Origin of the sequence: Cytobacillus sp. FSL R5-0569 (assembly GCF_038007265.1) — a bacterium.
GTDB classification, from domain to species: domain Bacteria; phylum Bacillota; class Bacilli; order Bacillales; family Cytobacillaceae; genus Cytobacillus; species Cytobacillus kochii.
Window position 1 is genome coordinate 105,724 of record NZ_JBBOWW010000001.1, and the last position, 17,334, is coordinate 123,057.

Annotated in this window: 18 protein-coding genes and 2 other annotated features; all 18 genes read left to right on the forward strand. The window is 38.6% G+C overall.

Annotated elements, in window-relative coordinates:
- Positions 1–6: 6 nt before the first annotated feature.
- The 18 genes from clpC to rplA all read left to right on the forward strand — a co-directional run bounded on the left by clpC (position 7) and on the right by rplA (position 17,073).
- Complete coding sequence (gene clpC / locus MKX78_RS00555) at positions 7–2,451, forward strand: ATP-dependent protease ATP-binding subunit ClpC (protein ID WP_095371251.1); 2,445 nt, start codon at positions 7–9, stop codon at positions 2,449–2,451.
- Between the two features lie 159 nt (positions 2,452–2,610).
- Positions 2,611–3,990 (forward strand): DNA repair protein RadA, encoded by a 1,380-nt coding sequence (gene radA / locus MKX78_RS00560; protein ID WP_307317052.1) that lies wholly within the window; start codon positions 2,611–2,613, stop codon positions 3,988–3,990.
- A gap of 4 nt (positions 3,991–3,994) precedes the next feature.
- Positions 3,995–5,068, forward strand: coding sequence for a DNA integrity scanning diadenylate cyclase DisA (disA, locus tag MKX78_RS00565; RefSeq protein WP_095371249.1), 1,074 nt, complete (start codon positions 3,995–3,997; stop codon positions 5,066–5,068).
- A 217-nt stretch (positions 5,069–5,285) separates the two neighbouring features.
- Entirely contained in the window at positions 5,286–6,368 is a 1,083-nt protein-coding gene (locus MKX78_RS00570) for a PIN/TRAM domain-containing protein (protein ID WP_307317049.1), read from the forward strand.
- A gap of 87 nt (positions 6,369–6,455) precedes the next feature.
- Positions 6,456–7,145, forward strand: coding sequence for a 2-C-methyl-D-erythritol 4-phosphate cytidylyltransferase (gene ispD / locus MKX78_RS00575; RefSeq protein WP_340977150.1), 690 nt, complete (start codon positions 6,456–6,458; stop codon positions 7,143–7,145).
- 13 nt (positions 7,146–7,158) lie between these two features.
- Positions 7,159–7,638, forward strand: coding sequence for a 2-C-methyl-D-erythritol 2,4-cyclodiphosphate synthase (ispF, locus tag MKX78_RS00580; RefSeq protein WP_095371246.1), 480 nt, complete (start codon positions 7,159–7,161; stop codon positions 7,636–7,638).
- 154 nt (positions 7,639–7,792) lie between these two features.
- Positions 7,793–9,250 carry a glutamate--tRNA ligase gene (gltX, locus tag MKX78_RS00585; RefSeq protein WP_322910604.1) on the forward strand — a complete coding sequence of 486 codons (1,458 nt, stop codon included), beginning with the start codon at positions 7,793–7,795 and terminating at the stop codon, positions 9,248–9,250.
- A 67-nt stretch (positions 9,251–9,317) separates the two neighbouring features.
- Positions 9,318–9,543 (forward strand) — a binding site (T-box leader).
- Between the two features lie 148 nt (positions 9,544–9,691).
- The gene (gene cysE, locus MKX78_RS00590) at positions 9,692–10,342 is read left to right on the forward strand and encodes a serine O-acetyltransferase (protein ID WP_095371244.1); all 651 of its coding nucleotides are present in this window, start codon (positions 9,692–9,694) and stop codon (positions 10,340–10,342) included.
- Entirely contained in the window at positions 10,342–11,742 is a 1,401-nt protein-coding gene (gene cysS / locus MKX78_RS00595) for a cysteine--tRNA ligase (protein WP_341049333.1), read from the forward strand. Before cysE ends, cysS begins: the two co-directional genes overlap by 1 nt.
- A gap of 5 nt (positions 11,743–11,747) precedes the next feature.
- Positions 11,748–12,173, forward strand: a complete 426-nt coding sequence (locus MKX78_RS00600; RefSeq protein ID WP_095373563.1) for a Mini-ribonuclease 3 — start codon at positions 11,748–11,750, stop codon at positions 12,171–12,173.
- On the forward strand, positions 12,170–12,913 hold the full coding sequence (gene rlmB, locus MKX78_RS00605) for a 23S rRNA (guanosine(2251)-2'-O)-methyltransferase RlmB (RefSeq protein ID WP_095371242.1): 744 nt from the start codon (positions 12,170–12,172) through the stop codon (positions 12,911–12,913). The genes MKX78_RS00600 and rlmB overlap by 4 nt, the downstream gene beginning before the upstream one ends.
- A gap of 2 nt (positions 12,914–12,915) precedes the next feature.
- A complete protein-coding gene (locus tag MKX78_RS00610; protein WP_095371241.1) occupies positions 12,916–13,422 on the forward strand; it encodes an NYN domain-containing protein in 507 nt (168 codons plus the stop codon).
- A gap of 8 nt (positions 13,423–13,430) precedes the next feature.
- On the forward strand, positions 13,431–14,153 hold the full coding sequence (gene sigH, locus MKX78_RS00615) for an RNA polymerase sporulation sigma factor SigH (RefSeq protein ID WP_180317053.1): 723 nt from the start codon (positions 13,431–13,433) through the stop codon (positions 14,151–14,153).
- Between the two features lie 147 nt (positions 14,154–14,300).
- Positions 14,301–14,444: a 50S ribosomal protein L33 gene (rpmG, locus tag MKX78_RS00620; protein ID WP_191816903.1), complete on the forward strand. Its 144-nt coding sequence runs from the start codon at positions 14,301–14,303 to the stop codon at positions 14,442–14,444.
- 110 nt (positions 14,445–14,554) lie between these two features.
- A complete protein-coding gene (gene secE / locus MKX78_RS00625) occupies positions 14,555–14,737 on the forward strand; it encodes a preprotein translocase subunit SecE (protein ID WP_095371238.1) in 183 nt (60 codons plus the stop codon).
- 211 nt (positions 14,738–14,948) lie between these two features.
- Complete coding sequence (gene nusG / locus MKX78_RS00630) at positions 14,949–15,482, forward strand: transcription termination/antitermination protein NusG (protein WP_224938664.1); 534 nt, start codon at positions 14,949–14,951, stop codon at positions 15,480–15,482.
- 273 nt (positions 15,483–15,755) lie between these two features.
- Positions 15,756–16,181, forward strand: coding sequence for a 50S ribosomal protein L11 (gene rplK / locus MKX78_RS00635; protein ID WP_009336545.1), 426 nt, complete (start codon positions 15,756–15,758; stop codon positions 16,179–16,181).
- A gap of 193 nt (positions 16,182–16,374) precedes the next feature.
- Complete coding sequence (rplA, locus tag MKX78_RS00640; protein ID WP_095371236.1) at positions 16,375–17,073, forward strand: 50S ribosomal protein L1; 699 nt, start codon at positions 16,375–16,377, stop codon at positions 17,071–17,073.
- A gap of 73 nt (positions 17,074–17,146) precedes the next feature.
- Positions 17,147–17,294: a sequence feature (ribosomal protein L10 leader region), on the forward strand.
- Positions 17,295–17,334: the final 40 nt, after the last annotated feature.

The window sequence follows — 17,334 nt, forward strand, 5'->3', positions numbered from 1 at the left end:
TGATAGATGATGTTTGGACGTTTTACTGAGAGAGCACAAAAAGTATTAGCATTAGCACAGGAAGAAGCCATTCGCTTAGGACATAACAATATTGGGACTGAGCATATACTTCTAGGGTTAGTAAGTGAAGGTGAAGGAATTGCCGCTAAAGCACTTTATGCCTTAGGTCTAGGTTCAGAAAAAATTCAAACGGAAGTTGAAAATCTAATAGGTAGAGGGCAAGAGGCCTCCCAAACACCGCATTATACACCAAGAGCAAAAAAAGTAATTGAATTATCAATGGATGAAGCAAGAAAATTGGGCCATTCCTATGTGGGAACTGAGCACATTTTACTTGGTTTAATTAGAGAAGGTGAGGGTGTAGCTGCAAGAGTACTTAATAACCTTGGCGTAAGTTTAAATAAGGCAAGACAGCAAGTACTACAATTACTTGGTAGTAGCGAGTCTAACGGGCATCAAGGCAGCTCTTCAGCCAATGCAAATACACCAACACTAGATGGTTTAGCGAGAGATTTAACTGCCATTGCACGTGAAGGAAGCTTAGATCCAGTTATTGGACGTAGTAAAGAGATTCAACGTGTAATTGAAGTATTAAGCAGAAGAACAAAAAATAACCCCGTATTAATTGGAGAACCTGGTGTGGGTAAGACTGCGATAGCAGAAGGCCTAGCTCAACAGATCATAAATAATGAAGTGCCGGAGACGCTACGTGATAAACGTGTAATGACTTTAGATATGGGTACGGTAGTTGCAGGTACTAAATACCGTGGTGAATTTGAGGATCGCTTGAAGAAAGTGATGGACGAAATTCGTCAGGCGGGCAACATTATTTTGTTCATCGATGAATTGCATACATTAATTGGTGCTGGTGGAGCAGAAGGTGCGATTGATGCATCAAATATTCTAAAGCCATCACTTGCGCGTGGAGAGCTACAGTGTATTGGAGCGACGACGCTAGATGAGTATCGCAAATATATTGAGAAGGATGCAGCGCTTGAGCGTAGGTTCCAACCAATTACGGTTGATGAGCCGACTGCAGATGAGTCCGTACAAATTTTAAAAGGACTACGTGACCGTTATGAAGCCCATCACCGTGTGACAATTACGGATCAAGCCATCGATGCGGCAGTTAAATTATCAGATCGTTATATCTCTGATCGTTTCTTACCAGATAAAGCGATTGATTTAATTGATGAAGCAGGTTCAAAAGTTCGCCTACGTTCTTATACAACGCCTCCGAATCTCAAGGAGTTAGAAGTTAAATTAGAAGATGTAAGAAAAGAAAAGGATGCAGCTGTTCAAAGTCAAGAGTTTGAGAAAGCAGCATCTTTAAGAGACAATGAACAAAGATTAAGAGAAAAGTTAGAAGAAACTAAGAAAACATGGAAAGAAAAGCAAGGGAAAGAAAATAGTGAAGTGACGGTAGAGGATATTGCCAATGTCGTTTCTAACTGGACAGGAATTCCAGTTACTAAATTGGCACAAACTGAGACCGAAAAACTATTGAATTTAGAAGAAATCTTACATTCGCGCGTAATTGGCCAAGAGGAAGCAGTAAAGGCGATCTCTAAAGCAGTTAGACGGGCAAGAGCCGGTCTTAAAGATCCGAAGAGACCAATTGGTTCTTTCGTTTTCCTAGGTCCAACAGGTGTGGGTAAAACAGAACTTGCTCGTGCCTTAGCTGAAGCGATGTTCGGTGATGAGGAAGCGATGATTCGCATCGATATGTCTGAGTATATGGAGAAACACTCCACATCTAGATTAGTTGGTTCACCTCCAGGTTATGTTGGATTTGAAGAAGGAGGCCAATTAACTGAGAAAGTACGTAGAAAACCGTATTCAGTTGTCTTATTAGATGAAATTGAGAAAGCCCATCCGGATGTATTTAACATTCTTCTGCAAGTCTTGGAAGATGGACGGTTAACAGATTCTAAAGGACGTACAGTCGATTTCCGAAACACGGTGCTTATCATGACGTCAAATGTTGGTGCCGAAGCACTTAAGCGTAATAAATATGTAGGCTTCAATATTCAAGATGATGAGCATGATTACAAAGATATGAAAGGCAAGGTTATGGAGGAATTGAAAAAGGCCTTCAGACCTGAATTCTTAAACCGTATCGATGAGATTATTGTCTTCCATGCATTAGAAAGAAAGCATCTGCAAGAGATTGTTACACTCATGTCCGATGCCTTAACGAACCGTTTAAAAGAACAGGATATTACATTATCCCTATCTGAATCTGCTAAGGTAAAAATCTCAGAAGAAGGCTACGATCCAGAGTATGGTGCAAGACCGCTTAGAAGAGCGATCCAAAAGCATATTGAAGATCGCTTATCTGAGGAATTATTAAGAGGAAAAGTGCTTACTGGTCAAGAAGTAGTAATCGATGTTGAGGAAGGCGAATTTGTCGTAAAAACAGCCGAACCAACTGGCACTGCACAAAAATAATGAAATGTTAGAGAGAAGGTACACGCTAATCAATAGTGTGTACCTTTTTTGATAACAACAAATTTTCTTCCAATTATATGTTAACCTTTGAATACAAACGATTCCATTGATATAGTAAGAAATATAAATGTGTTGTACGAAAGAGAAGGAGAATGAAGATTGGCGAAAAGAAAATCAAAATTCATATGTCAAGAATGTGGTTATGAATCGGCAAAGTGGATGGGGAAATGTCCCGGATGCGGTGTATGGAATAAAATGACGGAAGAGATAGAGAAACCTGTTAACTCGAGAAGAGGGGCTTTTGCACATACACAAGAGACAACGATTAGAGCAAAAGCGACTCCGATTCCAAAAATTGAAACAGTCAATGAGCCACGTATTTATACGGAAATGAAAGAGTTAAATCGAGTCCTTGGTGGTGGGGTTGTTAGAGGATCTCTCGTTTTAATAGGTGGAGATCCTGGGATTGGAAAATCAACACTACTGTTGCAAGTTTCTTCCCAATTATCTAATAAACAGCATTCTGTACTTTATATTTCTGGAGAAGAGTCGATAAGACAAACGAAGCTACGAGCTGACAGATTAAATATTTCATCAGAACATCTACTTGTTTATGCAGAGACAAGCTTAGAAGAGATTAGTCAAACGATTGATGAGGTGAAGCCGGAGTTTGTTATTATTGACTCCATTCAAACTATTTATCACCCGGAAGTGACCTCGGCCCCTGGTAGTGTTTCACAGGTAAGAGAGTGTACGGCTGAGCTTATGAGAATCGGGAAAACGAAAGGGATTGCGATCTTTATTGTTGGACATGTAACGAAAGAAGGATCGATCGCCGGTCCTAGGTTGCTTGAACATATGGTGGATACGGTGCTTTATTTTGAAGGGGAAAGGCATCACACGTATCGAATTTTAAGAGCAGTCAAAAACCGATTTGGTTCTACGAATGAAATGGGTATATTTGAAATGAAAGAATTAGGTTTAGAAGAAGTGGCAAACCCTTCAGAGATTTTTTTAGAAGAACGATCACAAGGAGCAGCGGGTTCAACTGTTGTGGCTTCAATGGAAGGAACTCGGCCCGTTCTTGTAGAAATACAAGCATTAATATCCCCTACGAGTTTTGGTAACCCAAGAAGGATGGCAACAGGGATTGATCATAACCGTGTGCCGCTATTAATGGCGGTATTAGAGAAACGGGTCGGTATGTTGTTACAAAATCAAGATGCGTATTTGAAGGTTGCTGGAGGGGTAAAACTAGATGAGCCAGCAATTGATTTGGCAGTTGCAGTTAGTATCGCATCAAGCTTTCGGGACAAGCCAACAAGAGCAACAGATTGCATTATCGGTGAGGTGGGCCTCACTGGAGAAATAAGAAGAGTTTCAAGAATTGAACAGCGAGTCCAGGAGGCTGCGAAACTAGGATTTGAGCGTATTATATTACCAGCGAATAATTTGAGCGGCTGGACAGGTCCTAAAAATGTTCAATTGATTGGCGTTCACTCGGTTAGTGAAGCACTTGAAGCTGCATTAGGAGGGTAAGCATATGGATTCAAAGAAACAAAGTGAAATTACAATCAGCGAATTATTGAAATTTTTAGCACCAGGGACACCCCTACGTGCAGGTATAGATAATGTATTAAGAGCAAACACGGGTGGGTTAATTGTTCTTTGTTCTAAGGAGCAGATTGCCAGTTTAGTGGATGGGGGCTTCCAAATTAATTGCCCTTTTTCGCCAAACTATTTATATGAGCTTGCGAAGATGGATGGGGCGATTATTCTCAATCAAGAAGGAAATAAAATCCTTATTGCCAACGCCCAACTCGCACCAGATTCGAGTATTCCTTCCTCTGAGACAGGGATGCGACATCGGACAGCAGAACGGGTGGCGAAACAAACAGGTGCGCTTGTTATTGCTGTTTCACAACGCCGTAATGTCATTACTTTATATAAAGGGGCTTCTCGTTATTCACTAAAGGATATTGGCGTTATATTAACAAAGGCTAATGTGGCAGTCACAACATTAGAGAAATATAAAGTTGTTCTTGAGCAAAGTATATCGAATTTAGGTATTCTCGAATTTGAAGAACAGGTGACCTATAATGATGTGTTAAATGTTATGCATAATATAGAAATGCTGTTAAGAATTAAAAATGAGTTACTAACTTATTTAAGCGAGTTAGGGACAGAAGGACGTCTCATTCGTTTACAAATGAATGAGTTATTGATTGAAATGGAAAGAGAATCAGAATTCGTTATTATGGATTATGCTAATGATCGTGATATTAGGGCAAAGGAAGCGCTTCAAAAGCTTCAAGAGTTATCAAAAGGTGAGACTTTAGAAGACTCAGTTATCATGAAATTACTAGGCTTTCATGGCTATATTCATACCGAAGAAGTCATTCATCCTAGAGGGATTCGGGTGCTGCATAAGGTGCCGCGATTACCACCTATTATTATTGATAACCTCGTTGATCGCTTTGAGGAACTGAGGTATATAGCGGCAGCTTCTATTGAAGAATTAGATGAGGTAGAAGGTATAGGAGAGGTACGGGCTAGGAAGATTGACGAAGGCCTCAAGCTTATACAAGACCAATTTTTTTCTGACCGACATTTATAAATACCATTGAACTACTATTCACCTTATGATAGAATAGGTAGTTTATCATTTGACATTCCCTTACTTACGGTGCTAGTCTAAGAGTATTCATAACCGTTTGATCTATCCTTTTATTTAGTTTACTGCAATAATTTTTTGTTTATAATATAAAATTTTCCAATATTGTGCGTTTTTTATTTTTGGAATTTGTTAATAATGAATAAAAGGAGGTGAGGGAATGTTAAAGAGAATTGTACAAGTCTGTTTCCTTATATTTGGGATCACATTAGGAATCTTTGTGATACCAGAATTACTAATTCTAATCAGTTTAGATGACATTCCATTATTAAATAATCCTTATGTTTCCGCCATTTTAGGAGCTATTATTTTCTATCTTTTAACATTTTGGGCGGTTGACCATGTTGTCAATTTCATTAAATGGACAGAAGAATCGATTGTAAAGGTGCCAATTACCGATATTATATTTGGTAGTGTTGGACTGGTGTTTGGTCTTGTTGTCGCGTTTTTACTTGGTTATGGATTATCGACACTCGAGATACCGGTATTAAATACTGTTGCTCCTATCGTCTTAACACTGTTATTTGGATATTTAGGTTTTCAAGTTGGATTTAAAAAACGAGATGAATTACTCAATCTTTTTACAAACAAAAAGAAAAAGTTAACTGAAGAAGAAGATAGTCAATCTGATGTGAATAAGCTTAAAATATTGGATACAAGTGTTATTATCGATGGTCGAGTAGCTGATATTTGTCAAACAGGGTTTTTAGAAGGAACAATTGTTATTCCTCGTTTTGTCTTAGAAGAATTACAGCATATTGCCGATTCTTCTGATGTGTTAAAAAGAAATCGGGGCCGCCGCGGTTTAGACATTCTCAACCGTATTCAAAGTGAGCTATCTATAAAGGTAGAAATTTACGAAGGTAATTTTGAAGAAATACAAGAAGTGGATAGTAAGCTAGTGAAATTAGCGAAATTAACTAACGGTGTGGTTGTAACCAATGATTTCAACCTGAATAAGGTATGCGAGCTACAGAAAGTCGCAGTTCTAAATATTAATGATCTGGCGAATGCTGTGAAGCCGGTTGTGCTTCCGGGAGAAGAAATGAAAGTTCAGGTCATTAAGGACGGAAAAGAACAAAATCAAGGGATTGCCTACTTAGACGATGGCACAATGATTGTCGTAGAAGAAGGTAGAAATTATATTGGCAAGCATATTGATGTAGTAGTGACAAGTGTATTGCAAACATCTGCGGGTAGAATGATTTTCGCTAAACCAAAACTTTTAGAAAAAGCATTATAATTATAGTATAGAAGAAGCAGAAGAGGGGGCCGTAAATTGGCTCTTTTCTTCCGCTTTTTATGCTGATTAAGGGAGTTAGAAGAAAATATGGGGTATAGAGTCGTCATCCCTGCAGCGGGGCAAGGGAAGAGAATGGGTGCTTCAAAAAATAAACTGTTGCTAGAACTAAGAGGGGTACCTATTTTTATACATACATTGCGCGTTTTCCAACGAGACTCCGCATGTGAAGGGATTTATTTAGCTATTAATCCTGCTGAGGAAAAGGAGATACGTGCGTTAATCGCTAAGCATGGGGTGGATAAGGTAAGGGCGTATATCGGTGGTGGACAGGAAAGGCAGCATAGCATTAGTCATGTGATACGTGAGTTAACAGGTGAAGGGATTGTGTTGGTACATGATGCCGCTCGACCTTTTGTTGAACAAGAGCATATCGATCAACTTGTATCTCAAGCTCAGTTCAATGATGGCGCCATTTTAGCCGTTCCCGTGAAGGATACGATAAAAAAGGGACGTGATGGATTAGTCGAGGGAACAATTGATCGAACGAGTCTATGGTCTGTGCAAACCCCTCAAGCTTTTAAGCTTAGTATTTTACAAGCGGCATATGAGAAAGCGCAAAAGGACCAATTTGTAGGGACTGATGATGCAAGCTTGGTGGAGAGAGTACATAATAAGATTGCTTTTGTACAAGGGAATTACGATAATATAAAACTAACAACGCCTGAAGACCTATATTTTGCTGAGGCGATTTTAAATAAAAGAGATGACTTTATCTAAAGGAGAAGATAATATGTTTCGCATTGGTCAAGGATTTGATGTACATCAATTAGTTGAAGGACGACCACTGATTATGGGTGGGGTTACGATTCCATATGAATTAGGATTACTTGGACATTCAGATGCGGATGTTTTATTACATACAGTGTCAGATGCCTGTTTAGGTGCAATTGGTGAAGGTGATATTGGTAAGCACTTCCCTGATACAGACCCAGACTTTAAAGATGCGGATTCAGCTAAACTGATGCAACATGTGTGGCAATTGGTAAAAGAAAAGGGTTATGAACTTGTGAATGCAGACTGTACTATTATTGCTCAAAAACCAAAAATGGCTCCTTATATTCCTGCTATAAGAGAAAGAATAGCGGAATTGTTAGAATCAGAAGTAGAGAACATTAACGTGAAAGCCACAACAACGGAAAAACTAGGATTTACAGGCAGAGGCGAAGGAATTGCTGCTCAAGTGGTTGTGTTGTTGAAGAAAAGTGCCTAGTCGGTTATTTACGGACTTTGACAACTTACAGTAGGATGATAAAATAAAGGGTGCTATTCATATTCAATTTTTGATAAAAAAGATGGATCGTCAGGTGGCTTATATAGCAATCAGCGGTTTTTCGAAATAGAACCGATTTTGAAGGAGGATCATCATGTCAAGTGATATTCGTGTACGCTATGCACCAAGTCCAACGGGACATTTACATATTGGTAATGCGCGTACAGCTTTGTTTAATTATTTATTTGCTCGTAGTAAAAATGGTAAATTCATCATTCGTATAGAAGATACAGATAAAAAACGTAATATTGAGGGCGGAGAAGAGAGTCAATTAAAATACTTACAATGGCTTGGTATAGACTGGGATGAAAGTATCGATAAAGATGGTGGATACGGCCCGTACCGTCAATCAGAAAGAAACGAAATTTACAAAAAGTATTATCAACAGTTACTTGATAGCGGACAAGCTTATAAGTGTTATTGTACGGAAGAAGAGTTAGAAGCTGAACGTGAGGCGCAAATGGCTAAAGGTGAAATGCCGATTTACTCAGGAAAGTGCAGACATTTATCAGATGATGATCGCCAACAACTCGAAGCTGAAGGAAGAAAACCAAGTATTCGTTTTCTTGTCCCACAAGGAAAAGTGTATGCATTCAATGATATGGTTAAAGGAGAAGTGTCATTTGAGTCAGATGGCATTGGTGATCATGTAATTGTTAAAAAAGACGGGACACCGACATATAATTTTGCTGTAGCCATAGATGATTATTTAATGAAAATCTCTCATGTATTACGTGGAGATGATCATATTTCAAATACACCTAAACAAATTATGATTTATGAGGCACTTGGCTTCCAAGTACCTGTATTTGGTCATATGACGCTAATAGTGAATGAAAGTCGTAAAAAATTAAGTAAACGTGATGAGTCAATCATTCAATTCATTGAACAATACGAAGAGCTAGGTTACTTGCCTGAAGCCTTGTTTAACTTTATCGCTTTACTTGGTTGGTCTCCGAGTGGAGAGGAAGAATTATTCTCCAAAGAAGAGCTAATTGAAATCTTTGATGAGTCAAGGTTATCTAAGTCACCGGCTTTATTCGATATGCAGAAGCTTGCTCATATTAATGCGCAGTACATGAAAAAGTTAGATGGTGACCAGTTACTTGATTTAACGTTACCTCATTTTAAAAAAGCAGGCAAAGTAGGAGATAATCCTTCTGACGATGAGTTACAATGGTTAAAGAAATTAGTGTTGTTGCTACAAGAGAAAATGAGTTATGGTGCGCAAGTAATTGAACTAAGTGAATTATTCTTTGTTCAGGATATCGAAGTTGAACCAGAAGCAAGCGAAGTTTTAGCTGAAGAGCAAGTACCGGAAGTGTTGACTGCTTTCTTACATGAAGTAGAGGCGCTTGAGGTATTTGAAGCTGATCAAATAAAGGCGGCAATGAAGTCAGTACAGAAAGCGACAGGACATAAAGGGAAAAAATTATTTATGCCGATTCGCTCAGCAACAACGGGGCAGACACATGGCCCAGACCTACCGAAAGCAATGGAGTTATTAGGTAGGGAAACTGTAAAAATTCGCCTACAGCGTATTTTAGGTTAACATATCGGTAAAAATATAATATAGTATAGAATATTAACGTATAAATCTTTAGAAAATCATTATAGATGCTAAATCATTGAAGAGGAAAAGTAAGAGTAATGACTGTTTATTAGAGAGAACCATCATCGGCTGAAAGTGGTTTAAACCTCTCATTCTCTGAAGTGCCCCTCTGAGTCCTGTTTCGAACCTTTATAGTAGAAATAGGCGGTTACCTTCCCGTTAACGAGGCAGAGTTGGAGCTTTTATTATATGAAAGCTTAAACAGAGTGGAACCGCGTGTAAACGTCTCTGTCTATTTTAGACAGGGGCGTTTTTTATTTATAGATATGTTATTTGTTTTCTGGTGATAAGGACCCACCCAAAGAGAGAGTGTAATCACTGTTACTTTTGTTGTTTTTATTATACGAGAAAAATGCTATTTAAAGACTGGAGGGAGAGAGCATGTTTAAAAGAATGAAGGAAGATATAGATGTTGTGTTTGAACAGGATCCTGCCGCAAGAAGTGTTTTTGAAGTAGTGTTAACCTACTCAGGATTACATGCGATTTGGAATCACCGCATTGCACACAGTCTTTATAAAAATAAATTTTTCTTCCTTGCAAGGTTGGTTTCACAAATTAGTCGTTTTTTTACTGGGATAGAAATACACCCTGGGGCGAAAATAGGCCGTCGATTTTTTATTGATCACGGGATGGGTGTTGTTATTGGCGAGACATGCGAGATTGGAGATAATGTTACTGTCTATCAAGGTGTAACACTTGGGGGGACAGGGAAAGAAAAAGGCAAGAGACATCCAACGATTAAGGATAATGCTCTTATTGCTACAGGGGCAAAAGTGCTTGGATCCATTACAATTGGGGAAAACTCAAAAATAGGTGCCGGCTCAGTTGTTTTACATGAAGTGCCACCTAATTCAACGGTTGTTGGTATACCTGGTAAGGTAAAAATCCAAGATGGCGTCAAAGTAACGAAAGATTTAAATCATACAGACTTACCAGATCCCATTTCTGATCGCTTTAAAGAGCTAGAAAATGAGTTAGAGCGCGTGAAAAAAGAGTTTGAACAACTGAAAGCTGAAAGGAGCCACTCATAATGGCGATTCAATTATATAATACGTTAACAAGAAAAAAAGAGCCGTTTATCCCGTTAGAAGAGGGTAAAGTAAAGATGTATGTTTGCGGACCTACTGTATACAATTATATTCATATAGGAAATGCTCGCCCTGCAATTGTGTTCGATACAGTGAGGAGATATTTGGAGTATCGCGGATATGATGTGAATTTTGTGTCAAATTTCACAGATGTCGATGATAAATTAATCCGCACGGCCAAAGAACTAGGTGAAGACGTGCCGGAAATTGCGGAGAGATTTATTGAAGCGTATTTTGAAGATGTATCGGCATTAGGTTGCAAAAAAGCAGACACACACCCGAGAGTAACGGAAAATATGGATACGATTATTGATTTTATCCAAGCGCTGATTGATAAAGATTTTGCCTATGAATCAGAAGGAGATGTGTACTACCATACACGAAAGTTTGAAGAGTATGGAAAGCTTTCTCATCAATCGATTGATGAGTTAAAGTTAGGCAATCGAATTGCTGTTGGTGAGAAGAAGAAAGACGCACTTGATTTCGTCCTTTGGAAAGCGGCGAAGGAAGGTGAGATTAAATGGGATAGTCCTTGGGGGGCAGGTCGCCCAGGGTGGCATATTGAATGCTCCGCTATGGCTCGTAAATATCTAGGTGACACGATTGATATTCATGCTGGAGGACAAGATTTATCATTTCCTCACCATGAGAATGAAATAGCACAGTCAGAGGCAGTGACAGGTAAAACTTTCGCTCGTTACTGGATGCATAATGGCTATATTAATATTGATAACGAAAAAATGTCTAAATCACTCGGTAATTTCGTCTTGGTACACGATATTATTAAGAAGCACAATCCGCAAGTGTTAAGGTTCTTCATGTTAGCAGTGCATTATCGTAATCAAATTAACTATAATGAAGAATTGCTGGAAAATACAAAAGCGGGTTATGAGCGTATTAAAGCATCGTATGAGAATTTAAAGCATCGTAAAGAGGCGAGTAGTGAGTTAACAGAAAATAACCAAGAATGGTTAGAGAAAATTGGTGATTTACAAAAGCAATTCATCACAGATATGGATGATGATTTTAACACGGCGAATGCCATCTCTGTTGTATTTGAATTATCAAAACAAGCGAATTATTATTTGATGGAAAAGAATACGTCCACTGCTGTAATCGATGCATTTATGACTCAATTCGAGGATTTCTTCGGTGTGCTTGGACTATCATTAGAGGATGAGCTACAGCTGTTAGATGAGGAAGTGGATCAATTGATAGCCGATCGGATTCAAGCAAGAAAAGATCGCAATTTCCAATTAGCTGATCAAATTCGTGATCAATTAAAAGAAATGAATATTATTCTTGAGGATACAGCTCAAGGAACAAGATGGAAAAGAGGATAAGAGTGATGCTTTCATACGAAGAAAATCTTAATCCTAAACAATTAAACAGTCTCGCCCTTGCTTATATGGGCGATGCTGTTTATGAACAATACGTACGTCAGGACTTATTACAAAAAGGTAATATAAGGCCACATCAGTTGCATAAGGCAGCAACGAAATATGTATCTGCTAAAGCACAATCAAAAGTGATTCATGCATTTTTGGACGAGGGCGTTTTATCAGAAGAAGAAGAGGCGGTAGTAAGACGGGGGAGAAATGCTAAATCTGGCACCATTCCGAAAAACACCGATGTACAAACTTATCGTTATAGTACTGCATTCGAAGCATTGATAGGTTTCTTATATTTATCTAAACGAGTAGAGCGGTTAGAAGAGTTAGTAGTAAAAGCATTTAAGTGGACTGAGGATAGGAAGGAGGAGAGCAAGAAATGAGTCATGATTTCATTATTGGTAAAAACGCTGTAATCGAGGCACTTAAGTCAGAGCGTGATATGAATAAAATTATGGTTGCGGAAGGCTCTCAAAAAGGGCAAATGCAGCAAGTGGTTGGAATGGCGAAGGAAGCGGGTGTGCTGGTTCAATTTGTTCCGAAAAAGAAATTGGATCAAATGGAGCTAGGGAATCATCAAGGTGTGGTTGCTCAAGTGGCTGCCTATCAATATGCCGAGTTAGATGACCTATTTAAAAAAGCAGAAAACAGTGGACAAGCTCCATTCTTTCTTCTATTGGACGAGATTGAAGATCCTCATAATCTAGGCTCGATTATGAGAACAGCTGATGCTGTAGGTGCGCATGGGATTATTATTCCAAAGAGGCGTGCGGTTGGTTTAACAGCAACAGTTGCTAAAGCTTCAACGGGAGCGATTGAACATATCCCTGTTGCTCGTGTAACGAACTTAGCAAGAACGATTGATGAATTAAAAGAACGAGGCGTTTGGATTGCGGGTACAGATGCAAGCGGTAAACAGGATTATCGCCAATTGGATGGAGTGATGCCCATCGGATTAGTCATTGGTAGTGAAGGGAAAGGAATGGGAAGACTGATTAGAGATAAATGTGATTTTCTTATCAGCTTACCAATGGCTGGAAAAGTAACATCTTTAAATGCTTCAGTCGCTGCTGCTTTGTTGATGTATGAAGTCTACCGCAAACGCTCTCCGATTGAGCGATAATGATGAATATCCTTCTTGTTGACGGATACAATATCATCGGTGCCTGGCCAGAGCTTCAGCTTCTAAAAAATAAGGATTTAGAAGCAGCCAGGGACCTGCTGGTAGAAAAGATGGCTGAATATCAAGGGTATTCCGGTTACCGAGTCATAGTTGTCTTTGATGCCCATTACGTAAAAGGGACAGAAAGAAAATTTAAGAATTATAATGTTGAAGTTATTTTTACACGTACAAACGAAACCGCAGATGAACGTATTGAAAAGCTAGCGATTGCGTTAAATAATATTAAAACACAAATCTATGTAGCTACTTCAGATTTTACAGAGCAGAGAGTCATCTTTGCTCAAGGTGCGTTAAGAAAGTCAGCCCGAGAATTACACAATGAAATGAATCATATTGAAAAACAAATTAACAAAAAAGTAAAGAAAAGCCAGGAAAATAAGCCAGTGTCTAAAATCCCATTAAGTGATGAAATCGTTGAAATTTTCGAAAAATGGCGCAGAGAACGTTAAATGATTGGTTGACGCTGGAAAATACCCTACTGTATAATATTTCTAACCATGCTTGTACGGTCGGAGGGATCAGGATGAGTATCGACTTCAGGACAAAAGCTGAAAAGCATTCTTTATACGTGCAACTCGAAGATGAAGAAGTAATTGAATTAGTGCATAAAGGTGAAAGTGAAGCGCTAGATTATTTGATCCATAAGTATCGAAACTTCGTGCGTGCAAAGGCGAGGTCTTATTTCCTCATTGGTGCCGACAAGGAAGATATTGTGCAGGAGGGAATGATTGGTCTTTATAAGGCCATTCGAGATTTTAAGGAGGACAAGTTGTCTTCCTTCAAAGCATTTGCAGAATTATGTATCACAAGACAAATTATCACTGCAATTAAAACAGCAACAAGACAGAAGCATATCCCGTTGAATTCTTATGTATCGCTTGATAAGCCTATTTATGATGAGGAGTCAGATCGTACGTTAATGGATGTCATTTCTGGAGCGAAAGTGATGAACCCAGAAGAGTTAATTATTAATCAGGAAGAGTTTGACCACATCGAAGTAAAAATGTCTGAACTTTTGAGCGATTTGGAAAGAAAGGTGCTTGCCCTTTATTTAGATGGGCAATCATATCAAGAAATATCAGAAGAATTGAATCGACATGTGAAGTCAATTGATAATGCTTTGCAAAGAGTGAAGAGAAAACTAGAGAGATATTTAGAAATAAGAGAATTCTCTTTATAACTACTATATGTTAATATATTATTTATGGGCATATGAGAACCATTTTCGATTGATAACAGTGGAGGTTTTCCTATTTTTGCTGTTATTGACATGGATTATTGGCCATGGTAGAGTTTTAATGGCATAAATGTCGAAGAGGTGTGAAAAATGCCGAAAAAAGTGATACTAGCTTGTGCCGATTGTGGGACAAGAAATTACACTACCAATAGTAACAAAGGTAATGAGAGATTGGAATTAAAGAAATTTTGCAGTAAATGCAGTGCACATACAGTTCATCGCGAAACAAAATAATAGAGTAAAGAAGAGACAAAAAAGTAATAGAATGGCATTCAGGGGGATGTATTCTTAATCAACGCTTTTTTGTTAAAGGATATATCTCTTTAAAAGTTGGGGGTTAAGAAATGGGACGCATCGTGAAGTTTTTCCGTGAAGTTGGACGTGAGATGAAAAAGGTTAGCTGGCCTACAAAGAAAGAGCTAACGAAATATACGATCACAGTTATTGTCGTTGTTTTATTCTTTACGTTATTCTTTACTGTTGTTGATTTAGGTATTTCTGAATTGATTCGTTTAATTCTTGAATAACCCCTGAGCTTCCATGGTATAATGGATGATAACACAGGAACATTTGCAGGAGCCCGGTAACGGGTTTTTTCATTTGGTCAAGAAAGGCCTAGTCCATTTGCTTAGGATTCGATTGGTTTCGTAATCCGTCACTTTAGACAAACAAGAGATGTCAGTCTTTCAAAAATAAAAATAGATTGCAGGGAGGGAAGGACGTTAAGTCCCCTTTGATATGGAAAAGAATTGGTATGTAGTACATACGTACTCAGGGTATGAGAATAAAGTAAAAGCAAACCTTGAAAAACGTGTGGAATCGATGGGCATGCAGGATAAAATTTTTAGAGTGGTTGTCCCAGAAGAAGAAGAAACAGATTTTAAGAATGGTAAGAAGAAAGTTGTAAAACGGAAGGTGTTCCCAGGTTATGTGTTGGTGGAGATTGTTATGACAGATGACTCTTGGTATGTAGTGCGTAACACACCTGGTGTAACGGGGTTTGTTGGTTCAGCGGGTTCTGGCTCCAAACCTACTCCGTTGTTGCCTGAAGAAGTGCAGGTCATTCTTAAACGTATGGGTGTTGAAGAAAAACGAATGGATGTAAACTTCGAAGTTGGGGAAACGGTTCAAGTAAACGAAGGTCCATTTGCTAACTTTACTGGTTCTATTGAAGAAATCGATAAAGATAAAGCGAAAATCAAGGTGCTTGTAAATATGTTTGGAAGAGATACGCCAGTTGAATTAGATTTTTCGCAAATCGAAAAAATTTAACGGTCTTTCTCCCTTATATTTAACTAGAGAAAGTTGATTTTTGTATGATTTCGCCGTATCTAGCCATTGTCTTTCTCTTATGAGCTCTCCTATATTTTTGAAAAGAACTTGAAATCGTCTTTGAAAAATGATAATATTTCATAGGTCAGTATGTCTCAGAAGACGAGACCGGACATTGGACATTATTCTTTATGTTAATATAAAGAATTAACAGTTGAGTGGGAGGGGGAACACCCCTATTACCACATCACGGACTTTAAGGAGGTGTGTCTCGTGGCTAAAAAAGTAATCAAACTTGTTAAATTGCAAATTCCTGCAGGTAAAGCAAATCCAGCACCACCAGTTGGTCCTGCACTAGGTCAAGCCGGTGTTAATATCATGGGATTCTGTAAGGAATTTAATGCACGCACAGCTGAACAAGCTGGTCTAATTATTCCTGTTGAAATCACGGTATTTGAGGACCGTTCATTTACATTTATTACGAAAACTCCACCTGCTGCTGTATTGCTTAAGAAAGCGGCTGGTATTGAGTCTGGTTCTGGTGAACCAAACCGTAATAAAGTAGCAACAGTCAAGCGTGACAAGGTACGCGAGATTGCTGAAACAAAAATGCCTGATCTAAACGCTGCTAGTGTAGAAGCTGCTATGCGTATGGTTGAAGGTACTGCACGCAGCATGGGTATTGTCATCGAAGACTAATACTATTTGCTATGTATGTATGATGATTGTTTCTAAAAAGGTTGCGATGCTGAATTAGTTTCACTCGCAACCTTTATAATGTTCGGACCTTGAGAAATTCTCGAGGGACCGACGTTTTTGAGATGAGAGGCAAACGTGCTTTTCGTCGGTGGGAGGTTATTCCGCTAAAACCACATTCAAGGAGGAAATTAAAATGGCTAAAAAAGGTAAGAAGTATGTAGAAGCTGCTAAACTTGTAGATAGCACAAAAGCTTACCCAGTTGCAGAAGCAATTGCTCTTGCGAAGAAAACAAACTTTGCTAAATTTGATGCAACAGTTGAAGTAGCTTTTCGTTTAGGTGTAGATCCTAAGAAAGCTGACCAACAAATTCGTGGAGCTGTCGTGCTTCCGAACGGTACTGGTAAAACTCAACGCGTGCTTGTATTTGCAAAAGGTGAAAAAGCGAAAGAAGCAGAAGCTGCGGGTGCAGACTATGTTGGAGATGCAGAATTCATCAACAAAATCAACCAAGGTTGGTTTGAGTTTGACGTAATCGTTGCTACTCCAGACATGATGGGTGAAGTTGGTAAACTTGGTCGTGTACTTGGACCAAAAGGTTTAATGCCAAACCCTAAAACAGGTACAGTTACATTTGATGTAGAAAAAGCTGTTAATGAAATCAAAGCAGGTAAAGTTGAATACCGTGTGGAAAAAGCTGGTAACATTCACGTGCCTATCGGAAAAGTATCATTTGAAGATGACAAGCTTGTTGAAAACTTCAACACAATCTTCGATACAATGATGAAAGCAAAACCTGCTGCAGCAAAAGGTACTTACATGAAAAACGTTTCTGTAACTACTACTATGGGACCTGGTGTGAAAATCGACCCTTCTACAGCGGCAACAAAATAATTAACCATTATTTGGTTTTTAAATAAAGTTGACATAGCAAAGTCCATTCTGTAGAATGAATCTTGTTATTATCATAACTTAATCATTTATACCGTAGACAGCAGGAGCCGATTGGGGCTTAATAACCTGCCGAGGTAATACGATAGATTTTAATTGCTTGAACGAGCTATTGTATACTTCCTCCGTGTCTACCTTTGATATGGAGGTTTTTTAATGAGATGGTGAGTCTCACCTATCTGATTGAACGGTATGAATGCATAA